Genomic DNA, 21,661 nt, shown 5'->3' with positions numbered 1-21,661 from the left:
CTAGTAATTTAATTCTTTTACATGCATTGATTCTAATCTTAAGATATCAAAGATGTCTGATTCGAATTTTTTAGTTCCATTAATAACAGCTAATAATGGTTGTTCTCCAATTTTTGATGGTAATTGTAATGTATCTGTAAAGTAACGATCAATCCCTTTGATTAAAGCTCCTCCTCCACAAATTGTAATTCCATTTCTGAAGATATCACCAGCTAATTCTGGTGGTGTTTCTTCTAACACTTGAACTGTTAGGTCAATAATTCTTGACACTGGTACTTTTAATACTTCTCTGATTTCTTCAGGTGTTACTTCAATTTCTCTTGGTAATCCTGAAACAACATCACGTCCATAAACTTTCATTCTTCTTTCGTCAGGGTATTTTGATAATGACCCAATTTCGATTTTAATTTGTTCAGCAGTTTTTGATCCAATTTCTAGACCATATTGTGAACGAATGAATTTTTGTGCTTCATCATTTAAGTAATTTCCAGCAACTTTAACTGATTTTGATAATACGATATCTCCTGAGGCCATAACAGCAATATCTGTTGTTCCCCCCCCCATATCAATCACTAGGTTTCCAGCAGGTTTGTAAATATCAACCCCGCCACCTAATGCAGCCATTTTAACTTCTTCTTCTATAAAAACTTTTGATGCTCCTAAGTTCATAGCAATTTTTTTCAAAGCAGCTTTTTCTAATTCAGTAATTACTGATGGACAAGCCAATAACATAATTGAATGTTTTAATTGTTTTGTAATACGTAGTTTTGTAAAGATATATCTTAATTGTGCTTCTGTTGCACGAATATCTGTAATAACTCCGTCAACCATTGGTCTAACAATACGAATTGACTTATTTCCTTTTCCGATCATTTTGTAAGCTTCGGCTCCTACAGCAATAATTCTGTTTTCTTTAATTCTGTAAGCAACAATTGAAGGCTCATTGTAAACAATTCCTGAACCTGAAACATATACTAATGTATTAGCAGTTCCTAAATCCATAGAAACGAAAGCCGGTTTTTTTGCACTATTAAATAAAGCCATGTAATTTTGTCCTCCTGTTTCTTGTTAAATTAATTAGTTAGATTAATATATTTGTGATTAATCAATAAAATGAATTGCAAGTCTCTATATTTATTTTCATATAGAGAATACAATACAAAAATATTATAACATAAATCCTAATCTTTCCTAAAAATTATTCCATAATTAAGTTTAGTATCGGTTTGTATTAATGCTTAAAGGAATTACAAAAGTGGGTGACATAATTGTTAAAATTCTAATTAAAATATTAACTAAATTTTCAATTCATTGCTTTGCTTCATCAATTGTTAAAAAGTATTTAGTTAATTTTAAATATTTAACTTCAACTGTTTCTTTTAAAAAAGTTAAATATTTTTTAACTAATGTTGTAATATAAGTATTAATATCAATTGGTGTTTTATATCGATATTCAATTTCAATTAGAGTTATTAATAATATATTTCATTAATTCACCTCATTTTTTAAAAATAATATAGTATAGTTATATCATTTAAAATAATTTTTATAAAACTTCAAACTTTTTTAAACAATCATAACCATAATAAGTAAGTATCGTTTCTAAAATATATTTAAAAATACTTGTATATATATAATGTCAATAGAATTTGATAAAAAAGGAGTAAAATATGAAAAAAATACTAAGTATTTTAGGGGTAATTGGATTAATAACAAGTACAACAACATTAATTAGTTGTGAAAAACCAAATAACAATGAAAACGGGAATAATAAACTAGAACCTACACCAGAACCAAAAAAACCACAACAACCACCAAAAGATAGTAATTGAAAGTTAATTGATAAAAAAGATTATAGTAATGAGATTAAAAATATAAATAATAAATGATATATTGGTATTTTTCCTAAAATGTGAAATTCAGGTAAACCCATTATTCCGTATAGTATTTTTAAAGCAATTAATGATGGAGAGGATATTTCTATTTATGGTAAATTTGGTAACGGGTTTAAAACTTCAAATGATAATGTTTATCGTTGAGATGGAAATGGTGAACCAATTGAATTACCAAATTTTGATAAAAATACTGGTGAAATTACAAATTGAAAAGGTTAAAAAGGAACTTAAAAATAGTTCCTTTTTAAATTAATCGTACAAATTTCATAAAGATAATTAATAAAAATAAATTAGTTATTGTGCTATACAATGCAGGACTAAATTTTCATACTTCGAATGTTTGACTGAAAAAACTATATATTGTTTGAAAAATTTTACCAACACTACGCGCTAGTTCGTTTACTTGTTTTATACCAGGAATATTATTCACAATTCAAATTGTCGCATTTCTGATATGACACGTTAAATTATATCAACTACAACTTTCATATTGTGCTTGTCATCATTGACTATCGGGAAACAATCCACCATTATTTATTTCTTGTTAGTTATAAATACCAAAATTAAAGTCATAATATCGATACATATCATTTTCTTTTTGTACTTGTAATTCAAAGACATTATATCCGATTTTTTGTTCTTCCATTTTCTTATATTTTAAACCATATTTATCTTTTAAAACATCTTCAAAAACATATTCTTCATTTTGATTAATATTATAATCATTTGAAACTGAAAAATCATAGTTAAATACATTTCCATAATTTGTGTTATAAAACCGATTTTTATAGGCTGAATACATCTTAAAATCTAATAATTTATATTTATCAGAAAAATAAAAATATCGTGGATAAATTTTAAAACCATTATTTGCTAACAAACCATATTTTTTGTTATATCCTTGCGTATAAGTATTATTATCTAAATCAAACATTGTTCGTAAATAATCCTTATAAAAATTTTTAGATACAACAAACATACTATTCAATAATTCTTTAAATTTATCATAAGAAACTAAAAATTTTTTCTTTTGTTCTTCAAATTCTTTTTTCTCTGCTTCGGTTTTTAAAACTTTTTTATTATTTTCAAATTTATAAATATAATTATTATAATCATTAAAATATTTTATTGACTTTCCATTTTCATCTAAAATAACATCTTTAAAATTTTCTAATTTTAAACCAAAAAAGTTAATTAAAACCGTATCATATTGTAAATTATCAATATATCCACTTTCAATAAAATTACTCCGATTTTGAAAAATAGGAATCAAAGCATAAGCAAAAAAAGATTTTAAAAAGTTATTAATATCTATTTTTCCAGTCATTTTTTGATAATAAATAGTATTATAAAGATTTCATTGTCCAATAGAATAAATATTTTCTTCAAAATTAAAGATATTTTCTTTTTCTTTCATAAAAGTAAACAAAAAACCTAATTTTTCATCTTTATGAGTAGATTCAGATACATCAAAACTGTGTGCCTTAATATGTGTTAGTTCTAAACTCCCAGCAATAATATTATTACTTTTATCAATCGTTAAAATCATCCTATAAATTGATTTTTTAATAACATATCAACTACCGATTTTTTCACTTTCATCAATAATTTCAAAATCAAAAATTATTCTTTGTGTTCCAACAATAGGACTATCATAATCGGGATTACCCCCTTGTTGAACTCTAATGTTTTCTTGAATAATAACATCTAAATAATTATTTAAAAAATCTTTAACTTTATTTTGATTTTCAACACTTCAATTTATAATTTCACCAGTATTTTTGTTAATTGTTGGCAATTCTGGTTCATCACTACCATCTCAATAATAAAGACCTTTTAATTTACTCATTTCAACATAAACTTTTATATCACTAGGAATAAACGGAATACCATCTATTTCTTTGGCGTTATTTGTATCATGTTTAAATTTTAATATTTTTCATTGTTTGCTATTAAAAGGTTTAAAAACAAAAAAATAAAATTTATTATCTATATTAAAAACAAATGAATTATAATTATTAACTAATTTTCAATTATCTTCAATTAAATTAACCGATTGTAAATTATTTATATTTGTTTTTAATTTATTTAACATTTGTGTTAAATTATATTTATTTGTAAAAGAATAAGCAAAATTTGTTAATTCTTTTAAAAATTGTTTTCTATCAACATCATAAAATTTATTAATGTTATACTGTTTAACATAACTATCTCAATTTTTATATAAATCCATAAATTTATCACTTGGTTTATCATAAGAAACACCAGTTGAATAACTATCCTTTAAAAAATATAAGTACCATTTATCATTATAAGTTAGTGATCTTGATGTTTTTAAAGTAGGATTAATAAAATAATTGGTATCACTTCAATTTTCAAAAAAAGTACTGCGTAAAAACATTGTATTAATAAAATCAGTTTCATTAATGCCCGTTTCTACACTCCGCTTTGTTCTTGCTTTTTCTTCTGTTTGTTGTGATTGATGGTTTTGTTGTAATGTCATTGCCCCTAACGAGAAAAAAGAAATCAATAAAATTGGTATAAACGAAAATAATACTAAAAACTTACGCATTATTTTTTACCAACTTATTTTTATGATTTTCTTTTATTAATTTGATAATTTCATTAAATAAATAACCATAAAAATAATGAATTATTAAGATATATCACAATATATCAAATCATAAACCATAAATTATATAAAAATTTATACCAGCATATTTCTTTTTTAATTCTTCAATCGTTGAAACTGTATCTAAAATACATACAAACGTTAACGAAAAACTTATAATAAGATATAAAATTAAATCAACCCAAGAAATAAATAAACCATTTTGTTTCTTTTCTTTTTTATTTTCTACATTACTTTTCATAAATTTAACTCCTAACTATATAATGTTTTTGAAATAATAAAACCAATAATATATAATATATAAACTTGATATTGTTAACATTAACGGATGACTAAATAAAATCGCCATTTTATCAAAAATATATAACAACCAAGTATCAGAATTATATAAATCCATAATAATATTTTTTGTTGATGTCAACTTATTAATAATAACTGTAATAAAACCAGTTTCAAATATAACGATTGTCGCTACCAATAAAACTAACTTAATCATATAAAATCAACTCCTTACTTATTTTTTTATTCTTTTAGTGGTATGAATTCTTTTAAATCCTTGTTCTCTTGTTTTTGCTTGTCTTGCTAAACTTGATAACTGTTGTTTATTGCGACTAACTTTAAATTGTTTTCGTTCTTTAATATGTTTTTGTAAACCTTGTTTAGTACTAGAAACACCCCAAACAGTAGCACCGTATAGTTTAGAACTATTAATAACACCGCTTTTAACTGTTGAACCTAAATCGTTATAATTAGTTGATGTACCATGAATAGCATAAATTGATAATTTAATAACCATAAAAAAGATCACAAAATAAGCAATCGTTGTTTTTGTCATTGGCAATTTAGTATTTCAAATCACATCAAAAATAAAACTAAAAATTTTGTCTCAATTACTACTTTCTGATAATAAATTAATTATCTTTACCACTTCCTTTTTCTTTTTTAGTTTTTAAATTCTTTTTCAAAATATCAATATCAAACAATTCTAAGCGTTGTTTATTATTTAATTTTGATATATCTTTTCAAAAGTATTCTTTTTTATTAATAACTTCATCATTTTTTAAATCACGGACAAAACTTAATCAATAACTATCGTATTTATTAGCAAATTCAAGCGGAATAATTATCTTAAAAAACCGAATTCCTAATCCAACATCCGACTTATGTTTTGCTCGTTTACCTTCTGACAATCGTTCAACTGATTTTGTTTTTCAAATTTCATAATCAGTAATATCTTGAAAAATACCAATTCGCATAATAAAAAAACGATTAAAAATATTAAATCCTTTTTAATAATTGATTTTTTAAGTGAAATTGGAATAATAATACCACTTGCTAATTGCCTAATATTGTTTCAAATCATACCCTCACGCTGTACAGTAAAAATCGATCTATTTTTAAAATGTCTTACTAAAACAATTCACACACTTTTACCACCATGAACTTTTTTAACTTCGTGGGTACTAGTTCCATCAATATATAAAAAACTCTCATCAAACAAAATTAAACTATCATCAGGTGGGACTAATTTAGTTCTATCAGTAAAATATAAATTATTAAAAGTTAAAAGTTTTATTGCATCATCTTCAATTGGATAATTACTATAAATTTTATTCGTTAAAAGTTTCATAACTTGTGATAGAAAAGTTAAAAGCAATGTTTTACCAGTTCCTAATTTACCAATAATTACGGATAATGGATTATCTCAAATAAAGTAAACTAAACGAAAGACATTTAACTGATAAAAAACATTTTTTCAAACTCACCAAACAAAATATACACATTGTAAAACAAATAATAATCAAAATACTAAACCAGTAAAATTTAAAGAAATTATTCAAAGTAATAAATCAATTAAACTAAACAAAACCATTTAACCACTAATATAACAAAAATTTATTAGAAAAAATACAAACTTTTTCATTATTTAAAATACCCAACTATTTTAAAAATCATTCACAATAAGAACCAAGTTAAAAACAAAATTACAATTCAAACACCAATCATTAAAGTTAAATATTCATTTTGTGTTAAATTTAAAGTTGTAATATTTTCAACATTTGTTTTATTTATAAATAAAAAGACATGAATAAAAAACTCTTTTAATTTTTCTCAATCATTTTGCATCTTTAAAAACTCCACATTTTCTGAATAAGTTTAAAAAACATTCCAAAAAATAAAATGATAAATAACACAAACGATATAACATATAAAAATTCTGGGGCATTAGAACCAATAATATAACTTACAAATTGAACTCAATAATTATATAAACTCATTTAATTTAAATCTTTCAAACCATTAATCAATTCTTGTTCTTTTTCAACAGTTCAATTTGTTAAATTATTATTGTTATTTGTTTTTACTTTTTGAGGTTCAGCAGGGAATAATGCTTTTTTCATTTGTATAAAATAATTTTGTTTATATTGATTATACAAATTAATTATTTGTGTTCCAGTTAAATATTTCCAAAAATTTCGTTTTAAATTTTCATCATATTTCACAATAGAATAAGAATTATCATAAATCAAACCAATAGCTACTTGATCTGAATGTTTTTCACTAGGATAAATAAATTTATTACTCAATCAAAAACCAATATGTTTATTGTGGTTAGGTAAATTTATAAACGAAGCTTTATCAGTTTGAAAAACTGTAAATTCTGTTCGAATAAAATAATTTTCTATATTTTGATTTTTCTTAATAAAACTACTCAATTTTTTCAACTCCTTTATAACAATTTAAACAATAAAATTCATCAAATCGTAATCTTTTCATATCATTAAAAAAAGTTTCACATTTATATTCAAAATAATTAATCATTACTTATCATCTCCTAACTAAATGTTTGTTTAATAAACAATGTTATATTTAATGTTTATATATTGTTTATTTATTGATAAAAACATTGATTATTAACAATGTTATACATAATGCTAATATATTGCTTATTTAATGTTTAATAAACAATGTTATTAACAATGTTAAATATATAAAATAGTAAAAATTGGCACACTGAAAAATAATATTAAGTTTTAAAGTAATAGTTATATAAAATAAATTAATAAAAAATAAATAAACTAGTGTGCCTTAATTCTGTTTAAAATAACTTAAAATATAGTGTTATATTCTATTAAAATCCTTTAACCATATGACGGAAAAAGTTTAATATCTTAATAATAATAAATAATCCAAATGGAATTAAAATAATTCACGCATCACCTAAAAAGATCATTAACTGTGGTAAAATACCATATACAGCATCTTTTACTTTACCCATTGCATTACCTAACCCAGTTCAAATAGAATACATTCCAGTCCTAAAAGTAACTGCATCTGCTAAAAAATTCATTATTTTCTATCCTCCTTTTTTTCAAGTTCTTTTTTTCTTTTTTCTTACCTTGAATTTGTCTAACTTTTTGATAAATTGATAAACCAATTCACGCAAAAATACCTAACAAAATTAAAATACTAAATATTCATGTTAATCATACTGGCATGATATAATTCCTTTCAATAAATTAAAAAATTGAAATTTGCAAACTAGCTCCGCTCGTTGTCGATTTGCTCCACTTAAAAAACATTATTGAATAAATTATCCGCTAATAAATTACGCGGAATAATTTATTCTTTTACTTTTTAATTTCAATATCTTTTACAATCTTATTGACAGTATTAATAACAATATCTTTTCCATACTTTTTCACTAACGACCGCAAAATAAAATATTGCTTTGTTTGCATAATTTCAACTCCTTATTTAAAATATTAATAAAATTTATTTCTAAAACTGTAAATACCACAAAAGTAAAAAATGTATGTGGTTTCTACAATTTTTCTAAAAATTATAATAAAAAAATAGATAAGTAGTTTTAAAATTATCTATTTTTTTTGTTTTCTTCAATTAAGTCGGTTCTAATTTTTTTCTCATAAGCAATACATCCATCAATAACAGATGTTTCGGCATTTTTAGCTACACGAACAGGAATTTGGAAATAATCTGATAGAAATTCTTTAATTCCGGCAATTTGACCACATCCTCCAGTAACTAAAATTCCATTAGCAACAGCATCACCAGCTAACTCAACTGGAGTTTTTTCTAAAACTTCGGTTATTAATTGTGTAATTGATGAAAAAATACTTATTAATAATTTCCTAATTTCTGAATCTAAAATTTCTGCTTCTTTTGGCATTCCTGTTACAACATCACGACCGAAAATAATCATTTTTTTATTTTCTTTTGTTTTGTATAATGAACCAATTTGTTTTTTAATTTGTTCAGCAGTAACAACACCAATTGAAATAGTATGCTTCGCACGAATGTATTTTAAGATTTCTTTATCAATATAATTCCCAGCAGTTTTAATTGATTTACTTTCAACAATTCCACCAGCTGAGATAATAGCACAACTTGATTTTCCACCACCAATGTCTAAAATAAAAGTTCCTTTTGGTGTAAAAATATTTTCACCCGCTCCTAAGGCAGCCATTAATGAATCTTCCTCAATTTTTACAAAGTCAGCACCAATATTTTTACTCATCTTGATTATTGCTTGTTTTTCTAAGTCTGTAACATTTTTGGGACATGCAATTAAAACAATAGCATTTTTTCATAAATCAGTTACTTTTGCTTTTTTCCCTATTTGTTGAATAAATTCTTCTGCAATAGTTAAATCCGTAACTGCTCCATTACGTAATGGTGAGTAAATTTCAATTTTATCGTGTGTTTTGCCAATTAACTTTTTAGCATCATCACCTAATGCTATTAGTTTCTTAGTTCCGATTTCATATGCCATTACTGATGCCTCATTAAAAATAATGCCTCTCCCAGCAACATAAGCAATCGAATTAGTAGTTCCTAAATCGATAGCAATGAATTTCCGGGGTGCTTTTGGCGAAATGTTAAATGTATTTTTCAATACGTCTGATATTGCCATCTTTAAAATGTCTCCTTCCGTTTATTGCTTCGTTAAAAAACATAGCAATAATAATAACATAATAATTTTCTTAAATATTAAACCCTTTATTTGTTATAAAACATTCAATATCAAGTAACTTTATTATATAAAATCTGGTATAATTTGCAATTAAAAATGATAATTTCAAGTTTCTTTTTTCTTTTTTAAAAATTTTAGTTATTTTTTATGTTATTAGTTCTTTGGAAAATAAAAAAAGTATATTTTTAAAATATACTTTTTATGAAATTTTGTATTCATTTGCATCAAGTAATTGAATTCTTTCAATTACAGCACCTAAATTTTTTTCATAAGTTTTAGCACCATCAATTACACACATTAATGGATCATTTGCAGCTTTTACTTTTAATTGGAAAATTGATTCAAAATATTTTACAATTCCACGAATTAAAGCTCCTCCGTCACAGATGGTAATACCATTTCTAATAATATCACCAGCTAATTCTGGTGGTGTTTGTTCTAATACTTATACTAATAAGTCTGTAATTCTTGAAAAAGGGGCTAATAAAACGTTTTTAATTTCTTCAGGTTTAATTAATACTTTTTGTGGTAATCCCGTAATAATATCACGACCAAAGGCACGAACTGGTTTTTCATTAATTATTTTAACTAATACACCAATTTCTTTTTTAATTTGTTCAGCCATTCTAATTCCGACTAGCACATTGTATTCAGCACGAATATATTTTTGAATTTCTTGATCTAAGTGTTTTCCTGCAACTTTAACTGATTTTGAAATTACAATATCACCAGCTTAAATAATTGCAATATCTGTTATTCCTCTACCAATATCAATTACTAAATTTCCTTGTGCTAGACCAAATATTAATGCCAGCTCCTAATGCTGCTAGTTTAACTTCTTCTTCTACTAAAACGTGACTTGCTCCCATATCTTTTGCAATAGCTTTTAAAGCACCACGTTCTAATTCGGTAACTACACTTGGGCATGCCAATATTACTAGTGAATTTTTTCAAATTCCTGATAATTTTAATCTACTAAAAATGTGTTTTAACAAATCTTGAGCCGCTTCCATATCGGAGACAACTCCGCCTACTAATGGTGTTATCATTCTAATATGATCATGCGTTTTTCCAACCATTTTGTATGCTTCATTTTCTAAGGCAATTAATGAGTTACTTAAAGTGTCATATGCCATCATTGAAGGTTCGTTATAAACAATTCCCTGACCTGATACATAGGCTACCGTGTTAGCTGTCCTTAAGTCTAGTGCTAAAAACGAGTAGTCTTTTCCAAATTTATAATTAGCCATATTTCTTTTTGCCTTCTACTCCTATATTTAAAATTTATGATTATTTTAATATAACAGTCTATTATAATTATACTATAAAATCAGGATAAGTAAATGAAAAAGGTGTTTATTGGGGAGTGAAGGCTAAAATGGGAGTATTTGTGATTGTTGAAGGTAAGACAGATTCAACAAAGTTAAAAAGTATTTTTCCTAATATTAAAACAATTGAAACTAGCGGTAGTGGGATTACAAAAGAAAAATTAGCATTGATCAAAAAAATTAGTTTAAATAATAAAGTAATTATTTTTACTGATCCTGATTATCCTGGACAAAAATTACGTCAAATTATTAGTGATTATTTAGAAAACAACTGCCTGCATGCTTTTATAAGTAAGAATGATGCAACCAAGGGTAAAAAAGTTGGAATTGCTGAGGCATCTGAAGATGCAATTAAAAATAGTATTAATAATTTAATTAGTTTTTCAAACCAGCCAGTTGATAATTTACAATGAAGTGATTATATTAATTTAGTTGATTCAAAAGTAAAACGCGAAAAAATTATTAAGTACTATAACTTAATGCAAACTAATAATAAAACAACATTTAAATGACTAAATTATATGAATGTTAAAAAACAAGATTTAATTGATATTTTAAAGGAGAAATAATGAAGAAACAAAACCAAGAAATGCGTGCCGAAGGAATAATAGCTAAAAAGAGTAAGGGACAAAACTTTTTAACAAATCCTAATTTTATTAATTTAATTGTTGATAGTGCATTTGATTTACCAAACACAAATATTTTAGAAATTGGTCCAGGAATGGGTGCTTTGACGAGTTCTATTTTATTAAAAGCAAACAAGCTTGTTTGTGTTGAAATTGATTCAACTTTAGTAGAATATTTAACATTAAAATTTAAAGATCAGGGTTTAACTGTTATCCAGGCAGATATTTTAACCATTGATTTAGAAAAATTATTTTTAACAGAATTTTTAGATAATAATCCAATTAGTATTATTTCCAATATTCCTTATTATATTACTTCACCAATTATTTTTAAATTATTAAAAATAAATAATCCAAAAGTAAAAGAAATTATTTTAATGATGCAAAAAGAGGTGGGTGAACGAATTATGGCTCAGTCAAATTCAAAAAATTATAGTAGTCTTTCTGTTGTTTGTCAATTTTATAGTGACATTGAAAAAGTTTCCTTAGTTGGTCGTAATAATTTTGTTCCAGTACCAAAAGTTGATAGTATTGTTTTAAAATTTAAATTGAATAAAAAACATCCTTTATTAATAAATGACGAAGAATTTATTAGATTTATTCGAATGATGTTTGCAACAAAGCGAAAAACAATTTTAAATAACTTAGCAATTATTATTAACAATAAAATTTTAGCCGAAAATATTTTGGTAAGATTAAACTATGCATTAAATTTACGTTCAGAAAATTTAAGTTTAAATGATTTTTATCTTTTATATAATGAAATTAAACAAACTAAGGGAGAACTATAAAAATGAAAATTAGATCATATGGTAAGTTTAATTTAACTTTAGAGGTTTTTCACAAACATAAATTTAAAAAAATGCACCATATTAAAAGTATTATTTTTCCTTATAAGGAAGAATATGATTTTGTTGAGTTATTGCCTTATCAAGGTAAACAAACAATTTTTACTTGTAATAAAAAAGAATTAGATTCAAATAATAATACTATTTTGGAAGCATATCATAAATTTGTTGTTATATTCCCTAAGTTTAAATCAACTCCAGTTCATATTAATTTAATTAAAAATACAACTATTGGTTCTGGTCTTGGTTATTCTGCTAGTAATGCTGTTGCAATGATTAAACTTATCTGTCATTTTTTTAATATTAATTATTATTCTTGGAAAATTAAAAAGTTAATTCAAAGTCTTAGTTCCGATGCTTTATTTTTTTATTTAGAAAAACCAGCAATAATCTCTGGTTATGGTCATAAAATTAAGTATTTAACAATGCATCAAATTAATAAATATAAAATCCCAAATCTTAAAATTATTGATTCAAAAATACCATCAATCACAAAAGAGGTTTATCAAGAATTTGACCATAATTATCAATACTATAAAACAAAAAAAATAATTAATAATCTTTATTTTAATATGTTACAACAACCCGCTTTTAAAATTAATCCAGAGTTAAAAAAATTTTATCTTACACTAAAGCAAGAATATTCAAATGTAATACTTTCTGGTAGTGGCGGTGCTTTTTTGGTTTGATAATTTAGTTTTAAAGTATATTTTAAAATTAAATTAGGCTATAATTGAACATAAATGAGGAGATTGTAAAATGAAAAAAGTATTGTTAATTGATGGAAATTCTTTGCTTTTTAGAGCATTTTATGCCACAGCGTATAATGGCGAGATGTTAAAAAGTTTGGATGGAACACCAACAAATGCTGTTTATGCATTTGCCAATATGTTGAATAAAATATTAAAAACAAACAACTACTATAGTGTTGTTGTTGCTTTTGATAAAGGAAAAAAGAATTTTCGTCATGATTTATTAGTTAACTACAAAGATGGTCGGAGTAAAACGCCAAATGAATTAATTGTACAATTTCCAATTGTAAAAGAATTTTTAGATAGTTATCAAATTCCATATTTAGAGCAAGAAAGATATGAAGCTGATGATTTATTAGGATGTTTAGCAGTGCTGGCTGAAAAAGAAGATTTTTATGTTGATATTTTTTCAAGTGATAAAGATTTATATCAATTAATTACTAATAAAACAAATATTTTAGTGCCACGTCAAGGCGACAGTGCTGATGTTATTGATGAAACAGCTTTAAGAGCAAAATGGGGAATTACACCATTACAAGTTCCTGATTTAAAAGGGCTAATGGGTGATCCTTCCGATAATTTAAAGGGTGTTCCAAAGGTTGGCGAAAAAACAGCAATAAAATTAATTAAGGAATATCATTCAATTGAAAATTTATATGATAATATTGAGCAGATTAAGGGTGCATTACAACAAAATTTATTAAATCATAAGGAAAGTGCATTATTATGCAAAAAGATAGCTACTATTTTTTGTGATATTAATTTAGAACATTTTACTTTTACTCAGTTTTCACCAAATCAAGAAAAATTAATGCAATTTTATTTAAAATATAATATGAATTCATTTGTAACAAAGTTGTTTAATAATCAAGATAATAGTACCCAAAATTCAAATATAACAGTAAAGATTATTAAAGAATGACGTTCCGAATTTAATGAAAATAACACTACTGTTTATTTAGAATTATTAGATGAAAATTATCATACTGCAAAAATTATTGGGTTTGGAATTGTTAATTCGAAAGGTGTTTTTTATTTTGATTATATTCATGCAAAGCATGATAAACTATTATATCAATTTTTAAATGATACTAAATATCAAAAGTTAACTTATCATGCAAAGAGTTTAATTGTTGCTTTAGCTCGTGATAATATTTTTGTTCAAAATATTGAATATGATATGATGCTAGCTGGTTATGTTTATAATTCAAATGCAAAAAATAGTTTAGATACTTATATTAATTTATTTGAAAAAAAACAAATTTTGACTAATGAATTATTTTATGGTAAAGGGGTTAAAAAACAAATTCCTGCTGATGTAATTAAATTAAGTCATTTTATTGGTGAAAAAGCAGCGTACATTTATAAATTAAGACCAAAAATTATTGAGTTATTAAAAGCTAATCAGCAATATGATTTATATTATAATATTGAGTTACCAACCGCTTTTGCATTAGCACGAATGGAAATTAATGGTGTTAAAGTTAACCAACATGAATTAACAACACAAACCTTACGAATTGAAAAAATTGTGCAAGAATTAAATAACGAAATTAATGATATTGCGCAAAAAGAAATTAATCCTAATTCACCAAAACAAATTTCAGAATTATTATTTCAAGATTTTTCATTACCTGATCGGAAAAAAGGGTCAACAGCACAAGAAACATTAGAAGAAATAAAAAATAACCATGTGATTATTCCAAAGATATTAGATTATCGAAAGTATCAAAAATTATATTCAACTTATTTAAAAGGGGTGGAAAAATATATTTTTGCTGATGGGAAAGTTCATACAATTTATAAACAAACCTTAACAAATACTGGTCGGCTTTCATCTGTGGAACCTAATATGCAAAATATTAGTATTCGTGATGATGTTCAAAAAGAGGTACGAAAAATTTTTGTTGTTTCATCGCCAAATAATGTTTTATTATCTTGTGATTATTCACAAATTGAATTACGAATTTTAGCACATATGTCAAAAGACCAAGATTTAATTGCTGCTTTTAATAAGAATGAAGATATTCATACTAATACTGCAATGAAAATTTTTAATTTATCAAAAAATGAGATTACACCAAATATTCGTCGTAGTGCGAAAGCTGTTAATTTTGGGATTATTTATGGAATTAGTGATTTTGGTTTAGCAACTGATTTAAATATTTCTGTTGCAAAAGCAAAAGCAATAATTAATAATTATTATCAACAATTTCCAACAATTAAGGCTTTTATTGATCAACAAGTTGAGTTTTGTAAACAAAATGGTTATGTTACAACAATTTTTAATCGGAAACGTTATGTCCCAGAAATTAATGACCGTAATTATATGCAACGTGAATTTGGAAAACGGATTGCAATGAATATGCCAATTCAAGGTAGTGCAGCGGATATTATTAAAATTGCTTTAAAAAATATTGACCAAAAATTTTTAAAATTAAATTTAAAAGCAAAAATTATTGCACAAATTCATGATGAATTAATTTTTGAAATTCCACAAGTTGAATTAATTCAAGTGCAAAAAATTGTTAAAACATTAATGGAAGATTCTACTAAATTAGATGTAAAGTTAATAGTTGATATGAAAACTGGTTTAAGTTGATATGATTTAAAATAAGATTAAATCATATCATTTTTTATAATTTTAATTACTTATTAGCATCTTGATTTTTATTAGATATAAAAATAAAATTAAATTATTAATTAAGAAAGAAGGAACAATATGCCAGAATTACCAGAAGTTGAAACGGTCCGTCGTATTTTAACAAAACATGTTGTTGGAAAAACAATTACTGATTGTCAAATTTTTTGAAATAAAATAATAAAATATCCTCTTGATTCAAAGGAATTTATAAAAAAAATTGTTAAACAAAAAATTAATCGAATTGATCGAATGGGGAAACATTTACTATTTATATTTGATGATTATGTTTTAATTAGTCATTTACGTATGGAAGGCAAATATTATTTTACACTAAAAGATGAACCTGGTGAATGACAACACATTATGGTTTTATTTGAACTTGATCATCAATTTCAATTACGTTATCATGATACAAGAAAATTTGGGACAATGCATTTATATAATAAAAATGATTATTTACAACAAGCACCATTGAATAAGTTAGGATATGAACCATTTGATGAAAAAATTACAGTTTCATATTTAAAAAATGCTTGGCAAAATAAATCACAGCCGATTAAAACAACATTATTAGAACAAAATGTTATTGTTGGAATTGGGAATATTTATGCCAATGAAATTTTATTTGCTTCTAAAATTCATCCTGGTGAAAGAACAAAAAATTTAGTTGATCAAGATTATCAAAATATTATTGACAATACAAAATTAGTTTTACAAAAAGCCATTGATGAAGGAGGAACAACTATTGCAACTTATCATCCTGAACCAGGAATGAATGGTAAATTTTTGCAACAATTAAAAGTACATGGGCGTAATAAAATGGAATGTGTTAATTGCCATAAATTAATTGATAAAATTTTTGTCAATGGACGAGGAACTTATTTTTGTAATTATTGTCAAAAATTAAAATAAAAAGGCATTCCTTGTTTAGAAATGCCCTTTAGAAAAAACTATGAAAAAACTATTTACTAACGGATACCTATCTTTGGGTATTACCTTTTAGGAGGCCCATCCATCAGGTAATAATAAGCTCTGTTTGTTTACTATATGTTGCCATATAGTACTTTACTTATAACACGGGATTTTTAAAAAAGTGGATAAGAATTCTAAAAATTATATTTTTTTTCTTTTTTTTGGTAAATTTTGGTAAATTAGGTAAATATTAATAAATTCCTTTGTTTTATATTATTTTTTAAAATAAAAAGTTTATAATATTATCGTAATATTTTATATTAGAAGGGAAAAGAATTATGGGACAAAAATATCATGCTAGATTAGTTAATGCTAGTGAAATAATTAAAAAAGCACATCAAAATAAATATGCTGTTGGTCATTTTAATATTAACAACCTAGAGTGAACAAAAGCTTTATTAGAAGTTGCGCAAGCAACAAAAACAACAATTATTTTAGGAGCTTCAGAGGGAGCGATTAAGTATATGGGAGGTTATAATTTAGTTGTTGCGATGGTTAATGCGTTATTAGACTCATTAGACATTACTGTTCCAGTAGCATTACATTTAGATCATGGTCAATCAGTAGAAAGTTGTAAAATGGCAATTGATGCTGGTTTTTCCTCAGTGATGTATGATGGTAGCCACCACCCATTTGCTGAAAATCTAAAAAATACAAAAGAAGTAGTAGCATATGCAAAAACAAATGGTGTATCAGTTGAAGCTGAAATTGGTACAATTGGTGGAGAAGAAGATGATGTAGTTGGTGCTGGTGAAATTGGTGATCCAAAAGAAGCTGCGGAAATGGTAGCAACAGGAATTGATTTTCTTGCTGCAGGAATTGGAAATATTCATGGTCCTTATCCAACTGGATGACCAGGTTTAAATTTTCAAGATTTAGAAGATATTCAAGCTGCTGCAAAAATTGGAATGGTTTTACATGGTGGTAGTGGAATTCCACAAGAACAAGTTAAAAAAGCAATTTCATTAGGAATTAGTAAAATAAATGTTAATACTGAATTACAAATTGCATTTGCTGCTGCAACAAGAAAATATATTGAAGAGGGAAAAGACAAACCAGAAAATGGGAAAGGGTTTGACCCACGAAAATTATTAAAACCTGGATATGAAGCAATTAAAGCAACATTTGATGAATTAACATCATGGTTTGGATGCAAAGGTAAAACATAAAAAACATTTCAAGAATGAAATGTTTTTTTCTTTAACTTTATGTTTAAATAATGTTAATAAACAATTTTAACAAAAAGTTTATTATAAAAAGGAATTTTATTAGTTATGATTCAAAAATTTAGTAATGTTTATCAATTTTCAACAATAACAAGTTTAGCTGCTGGTAATTTTGACGGTATGATTAAGCTTGGGACGTTATTAAAGCAAGGTAATTTTGGATTAGGAACTTTTGACCATTTAGATGGTGAATTAATTATACTAGATGGTGTGGGGTATCAATTAAAATCAGATGGAACAGTTAATGAAGTTACGGCAAGTATGACAAGTCCATTTGCTGTCATGGCATTTTTTGAAGAACATCAAAAAATTAATATTTCACAACTAACTAATTATGAAGAAATTCAACAAATTATTGTAAATAATTTACCAAGTTTAAATTTATTTTATGGGATTAAAATTAATGGTTTATTTTCGGAAATAAAAACAAGAACTGTTTCATGGCAAGAAAAACCATATCCAACTTTATTAAAAGCATCAGAACAACAAGGAATTCTTAATGCTAAAAATATTAATGGTGATATTGTTGGTTTTTGAACTCCATCTTTTGCCAATACATTTGGAGTTAATGGTTTCCATTGCCATTTTATTAATACTGAAAAAAATACTGGAGGTCATGTTTTTGATTTTCAATTAGATTCAGGTATTATTGAAATATGCTATTTTTCAAAAATTAACTTAGAATTACCCACAAATAAAGAATATTTAGAAACAAATTTAATTGCTTTTGAATTACAAAAGGAAATTGAATTAGCAGAAAATGCAAAAAATAAAATTATCTTAAATCTTAAAGTTCTTAATTAAGAACTTTAAGATTTTTTATTTAAATTTATATTTTTAAAATAAATTTATAATTTAAGGATTTATATTATAAAATTAATATGTAAAGTAAAAACTATGAAATTAAATTTTTAAATAATAAATAATAAATTTTAGAAAGCGAGGGCATTATAAAAAATGTGATTTAGTAAATCAGATAAAGAATTAGAACAAGAATTTAAAAGCAATTTAAATGTTGGATTATCTTCAAAACAAGCCAAAGAAAGATTAGTTAAAAATGGGAAAAATGAATTACTAAAACCTAAAAACAAACATTGAATTTTAATTTTTTTAGTTTCATTATTAAATCCATTATCTCTTATTTTAATTATTGAAGGAATTACTTCGGTTATTATTGAAAAAGTTGTTAATAATAGAATTTATGTGATAGATTTTATTGTGATTTTATGTATCGTTTTATTAAATGCCTTCATTCAAACAATTGAACAAATTAGAGCAAAAAAATCCCTTGATTCTTTAAAAAAATGACAATTCCAGTAACGATTGTTAAACGAGATGGTGCAATTTTTGAAATTATGGTTGATGAATTAGTTGTAGGTGATATTGTTATTTTAGAAGCAGGGAAATATATTCCAACTGATATTCGCATTTTAGAAGCAAATAATTTGTTAATTGACGAAGCTGCATTAACTGGTGAATCAGTTCCTGTTGAAAAGAATGGTGAAATAATTTTAAAAGAAAAATTAGTGTTATCAGAACAGGCTAATATGGCTTTTATGTCAACTTTTATTACAAATGGTCGAGCAGTTGGGATTGTTGTTTCAAATGCTGTTGATAGTGAGATTGGAAAAATTGCTGCTTCGGTTGTTAAAACAAAAAAAGAAAAGACACCATTACAGTTACGCTTAACAAAATTAACAAAAATTGTTAGTATTTTTTCGGTTTTATTAGCAATCTTTGTTTTTGTTTTCTTTTTATTAACTGATGAAAATAGTTGACCAATTAATTTAATGACAGCAGTTACAATTGCAATTGCTGTTATCCCAGAGTCCTTAATTGTTATTGTGTCAGTTATTTTATCATTATCAGTAAAACGAATGACAAAAGTTAATGTTATTGTTAAAAAATTAGATGCGGTTGAAACATTAGGTTCAGTTAATGTTATTTGTTCAGATAAAACAGGGACTTTAACTCAAAATAAAATGACAGTTAAAGAGATTATCTTCAATAATGAGATTATTAAAGAAAATGATTTTAATTATAACCAAAATAATAAGGCAACTTTTCATTTTATTAATTATCTAACCTTATGTAATGATGCTATTAACCAAAAAAATGAACAAATTGGTGATCCAACTGAAATTGCTTTAATTGATTTTACAAGAAGATTTACAATTAGTGAAGTAGAATATCGTGAAAAATATCTTCGTGTTTTAGAAGTTCCCTTTGATTCTGATCGAAAATTAATGTCAACTGTTAATCATGTTAATAAACAAGAATTTGTTTATACAAAAGGTGCTCTTGACCAATTATTACTGCAATGTAATCGAATTTATTTAAATAACGAAATTATTCCATTAACTGAAGAAATGAAGGAAGAAATCCAAGAGGAAGCATTAGATTTATCAAGTCAAGCATTACGGGTTTTAGCTTTTGCTTTTAAGCAAAAAGATCAACAAGAAATTGAGACTAATTTATTTTTTAGGTGCTGTTGGTATGATTGACCCACCACGTCTAGAAGCGGTTGAAGCAGTTAGAAAGGCACATGAAGCAGGAATTAGAGTAATTATGATTACTTGAGATCATAAAGCAACTGCTTTAGCTATTGCTAAAGAATTACATCTAGCAGTTTCAGAAGGGAATGTTTTATCTGGTCATCAAATTGATAATATGAATAATCAAAAGTTACAAGAAAAACTACGTGATGTATCAGTTTTTGCAAGAGTTAATCCTGATCATAAAACAAGGATTGTTGAGTGTTTGCAATCAATGAACTATGTTGTTTCAATGACATGTGATGGGGTTAATGATGCTCCAAGTTTAAGTAAAGCTGATATTGGTGTTGCAATGGGAATAACCGGGACAGATGTTTCAAAAGAAGCTGCAAATATTATTTTACAAGATGATAATTTTTCAACAATTATTCGTGGTGTTGAAGAAGGACGGAATGTGTATCATAAAATTAAACGGGTTATTGCTTTTGTTTGTATTGCACAATTAGCAAATGTGTTAGCTTTTATTATTATTTCAGTTACAACTAAAATTAAACTATTTGATTCTGTTAACATTTTATGGTTTAACTTAGTCATTGAAACATTAATGTCAATTCCAATTGGTTTAGGAAATAATGATGATGGCTTAATGCTAGAAAAACCACGAAGTAAGAAAGAAACTTTTTTTTTTTTTTTTTTTTACCAATAGTTTAGTTACAATTTTATATTTGGCTTTTGTAACAGCTGCTACTGTTATTGGTACATTTTTCATTGGTAAAGATATCTTTCATAATATTGAAGATGCTAAAATTGCGACAATCTTAGTAATGGCTTGTTCACCAGTAATTTTTGCTTTTGCAATTCAATTACCAAATTATCGAATTAAAACACAATATAATGTTTCTCCGACTAATTATTATTTATTAGGTGCTTCAGTAATTGCTTTGATATTAAATTTCTTGATGGTTTATACACCGGGTTTAAACTTATTTTTTTAACAACAACCAAAGAACATAAATTTGATACTTCACCACTGTTATCTTGACAAATGACTGTAGTATCATTAGAAATGATGGTGCTTCCATTATTAATGCTGTTGGAATATGATGCATTTCGTAAATTAATCAAACAATAAAAGAATAACATTAAAAATTGTTTTATTAAGTCTTATTATAAAATAACAAAATGTTGTCAGCCCAACTACTAAAGGAAAACAAAAAAATTTTAATTTATTAAGCAATTAAAGTTTT

General features: G+C 25.2%; 22 protein-coding genes and 3 pseudogenes. 13 read left to right on the top strand and 12 right to left on the bottom strand.

The features are described 5' to 3' along the window. Complete coding sequence (locus tag ABNT63_RS11065) at positions 1-1,044, bottom strand: rod shape-determining protein (RefSeq protein WP_348735811.1); 1,044 nt, start codon at positions 1,042-1,044, stop codon at positions 1-3. Positions 1,045-1,255: 211 nt separating this feature from the next. Between ABNT63_RS11065 and ABNT63_RS11060 the strand changes: the two genes are divergently transcribed. After that, positions 1,256-1,420 carry a hypothetical protein gene (locus ABNT63_RS11060; protein WP_348735810.1) on the top strand — a complete coding sequence of 55 codons (165 nt, stop codon included), beginning with the start codon at positions 1,256-1,258 and terminating at the stop codon, positions 1,418-1,420. 250 nt (positions 1,421-1,670) lie between these two features. After that, a complete protein-coding gene (locus ABNT63_RS11055; RefSeq protein WP_348735809.1) occupies positions 1,671-2,114 on the top strand; it encodes a lipoprotein in 444 nt (147 codons plus the stop codon). A 25-nt stretch (positions 2,115-2,139) separates the two neighbouring features. Here the strand turns inward: ABNT63_RS11055 and ABNT63_RS11050 are convergent. The 11 genes and pseudogenes from ABNT63_RS11050 to ABNT63_RS11000 all read right to left on the bottom strand — a co-directional run bounded on the left by ABNT63_RS11050 (position 2,140) and on the right by ABNT63_RS11000 (position 10,773). Then, a pseudogene (locus tag ABNT63_RS11050) lies at positions 2,140-4,467 on the bottom strand (spiroplasma phage ORF1-like family protein). After that, positions 4,460-4,768, bottom strand: a complete 309-nt coding sequence (locus ABNT63_RS11045; RefSeq protein WP_348735808.1) for a hypothetical protein — start codon at positions 4,766-4,768, stop codon at positions 4,460-4,462. The pseudogene ABNT63_RS11050 and the gene ABNT63_RS11045 overlap by 8 nt, the downstream one beginning before the upstream one ends. A gap of 15 nt (positions 4,769-4,783) precedes the next feature. After that, on the bottom strand, positions 4,784-5,023 hold the full coding sequence (locus ABNT63_RS11040) for a hypothetical protein (protein ID WP_348735807.1): 240 nt from the start codon (positions 5,021-5,023) through the stop codon (positions 4,784-4,786). A gap of 18 nt (positions 5,024-5,041) precedes the next feature. After that, on the bottom strand, positions 5,042-5,446 hold the full coding sequence (locus ABNT63_RS11035; RefSeq protein ID WP_348737197.1) for a hypothetical protein: 405 nt from the start codon (positions 5,444-5,446) through the stop codon (positions 5,042-5,044). After that, positions 5,439-6,400, bottom strand: a pseudogene (locus tag ABNT63_RS11030) (hypothetical protein). The gene ABNT63_RS11035 and the pseudogene ABNT63_RS11030 overlap by 8 nt, the downstream one beginning before the upstream one ends. Positions 6,401-6,450: 50 nt before the next feature. Continuing rightward, the gene (locus tag ABNT63_RS11025; RefSeq protein ID WP_348735806.1) at positions 6,451-6,654 is read right to left on the bottom strand and encodes a DUF2649 family protein; all 204 of its coding nucleotides are present in this window, start codon (positions 6,652-6,654) and stop codon (positions 6,451-6,453) included. 152 nt (positions 6,655-6,806) lie between these two features. Beyond that, entirely contained in the window at positions 6,807-7,244 is a 438-nt protein-coding gene (locus ABNT63_RS11020; RefSeq protein ID WP_348735805.1) for a DUF3627 domain-containing protein, read from the bottom strand. Between the two features lie 416 nt (positions 7,245-7,660). Continuing rightward, positions 7,661-7,879, bottom strand: coding sequence for a hypothetical protein (locus ABNT63_RS11015; RefSeq protein ID WP_348735804.1), 219 nt, complete (start codon positions 7,877-7,879; stop codon positions 7,661-7,663). Next, the gene (locus ABNT63_RS11010) at positions 7,848-8,027 is read right to left on the bottom strand and encodes a hypothetical protein (protein WP_348735803.1); all 180 of its coding nucleotides are present in this window, start codon (positions 8,025-8,027) and stop codon (positions 7,848-7,850) included. Before ABNT63_RS11010 ends, ABNT63_RS11015 begins: the two co-directional genes overlap by 32 nt. Before the next feature lie 377 nt (positions 8,028-8,404). Beyond that, positions 8,405-9,463 carry a rod shape-determining protein gene (locus ABNT63_RS11005; RefSeq protein WP_348735802.1) on the bottom strand — a complete coding sequence of 353 codons (1,059 nt, stop codon included), beginning with the start codon at positions 9,461-9,463 and terminating at the stop codon, positions 8,405-8,407. Between the two features lie 259 nt (positions 9,464-9,722). After that, positions 9,723-10,773, bottom strand: a pseudogene (locus tag ABNT63_RS11000) (rod shape-determining protein). 128 nt (positions 10,774-10,901) lie between these two features. Between ABNT63_RS11000 and rnmV the strand changes: the two are divergent. The 11 genes from rnmV (at position 10,902) to ABNT63_RS10945 (ending at position 21,409) form a co-directional block, all read left to right on the top strand. Beyond that, positions 10,902-11,420: a ribonuclease M5 gene (rnmV, locus tag ABNT63_RS10995; protein WP_348735801.1), complete on the top strand. Its 519-nt coding sequence runs from the start codon at positions 10,902-10,904 to the stop codon at positions 11,418-11,420. Continuing rightward, entirely contained in the window at positions 11,420-12,268 is an 849-nt protein-coding gene (gene rsmA / locus ABNT63_RS10990; protein ID WP_348735800.1) for a 16S rRNA (adenine(1518)-N(6)/adenine(1519)-N(6))-dimethyltransferase RsmA, read from the top strand. Before rnmV ends, rsmA begins: the two co-directional genes overlap by 1 nt. 2 nt (positions 12,269-12,270) lie before the next feature. Continuing rightward, a complete protein-coding gene (locus ABNT63_RS10985; RefSeq protein ID WP_348735799.1) occupies positions 12,271-13,017 on the top strand; it encodes a 4-diphosphocytidyl-2C-methyl-D-erythritol kinase in 747 nt (248 codons plus the stop codon). Positions 13,018-13,084: 67 nt separating this feature from the next. Continuing rightward, entirely contained in the window at positions 13,085-15,694 is a 2,610-nt protein-coding gene (polA, locus tag ABNT63_RS10980; RefSeq protein ID WP_348735798.1) for a DNA polymerase I, read from the top strand. Between the two features lie 105 nt (positions 15,695-15,799). Then, a complete protein-coding gene (gene mutM, locus ABNT63_RS10975) occupies positions 15,800-16,633 on the top strand; it encodes a DNA-formamidopyrimidine glycosylase (protein ID WP_348735797.1) in 834 nt (277 codons plus the stop codon). A 338-nt stretch (positions 16,634-16,971) separates the two neighbouring features. Continuing rightward, positions 16,972-17,862, top strand: a complete 891-nt coding sequence (gene fba, locus ABNT63_RS10970) for a class II fructose-1,6-bisphosphate aldolase (RefSeq protein WP_348735796.1) — start codon at positions 16,972-16,974, stop codon at positions 17,860-17,862. 105 nt (positions 17,863-17,967) lie between these two features. After that, positions 17,968-18,723 (top strand): acetolactate decarboxylase, encoded by a 756-nt coding sequence (budA, locus tag ABNT63_RS10965; protein WP_348735795.1) that lies wholly within the window; start codon positions 17,968-17,970, stop codon positions 18,721-18,723. Between the two features lie 153 nt (positions 18,724-18,876). Continuing rightward, positions 18,877-19,239, top strand: coding sequence for a cation-transporting P-type ATPase (locus tag ABNT63_RS10960; protein ID WP_348735794.1), 363 nt, complete (start codon positions 18,877-18,879; stop codon positions 19,237-19,239). Then, positions 19,224-20,456, top strand: coding sequence for an HAD-IC family P-type ATPase (locus ABNT63_RS10955; RefSeq protein WP_348735793.1), 1,233 nt, complete (start codon positions 19,224-19,226; stop codon positions 20,454-20,456). The genes ABNT63_RS10960 and ABNT63_RS10955 overlap by 16 nt, the downstream gene beginning before the upstream one ends. Then, positions 20,416-21,120, top strand: coding sequence for an HAD-IC family P-type ATPase (locus tag ABNT63_RS10950; protein ID WP_348735792.1), 705 nt, complete (start codon positions 20,416-20,418; stop codon positions 21,118-21,120). The genes ABNT63_RS10955 and ABNT63_RS10950 overlap by 41 nt, the downstream gene beginning before the upstream one ends. Before the next feature lie 19 nt (positions 21,121-21,139). Next, positions 21,140-21,409: a hypothetical protein gene (locus ABNT63_RS10945; protein WP_348735791.1), complete on the top strand. Its 270-nt coding sequence runs from the start codon at positions 21,140-21,142 to the stop codon at positions 21,407-21,409. The last annotated feature ends 252 nt before the right edge of the window (positions 21,410-21,661 follow it).

It is taken from the genome of Spiroplasma endosymbiont of Ammophila pubescens, assembly GCF_964020965.1.
GTDB lineage: Bacteria > Bacillota_I > Bacilli_A > Mycoplasmatales > Mycoplasmataceae > Spiroplasma.
This window is presented reverse-complemented; position numbering and strand designations above follow the sequence as displayed.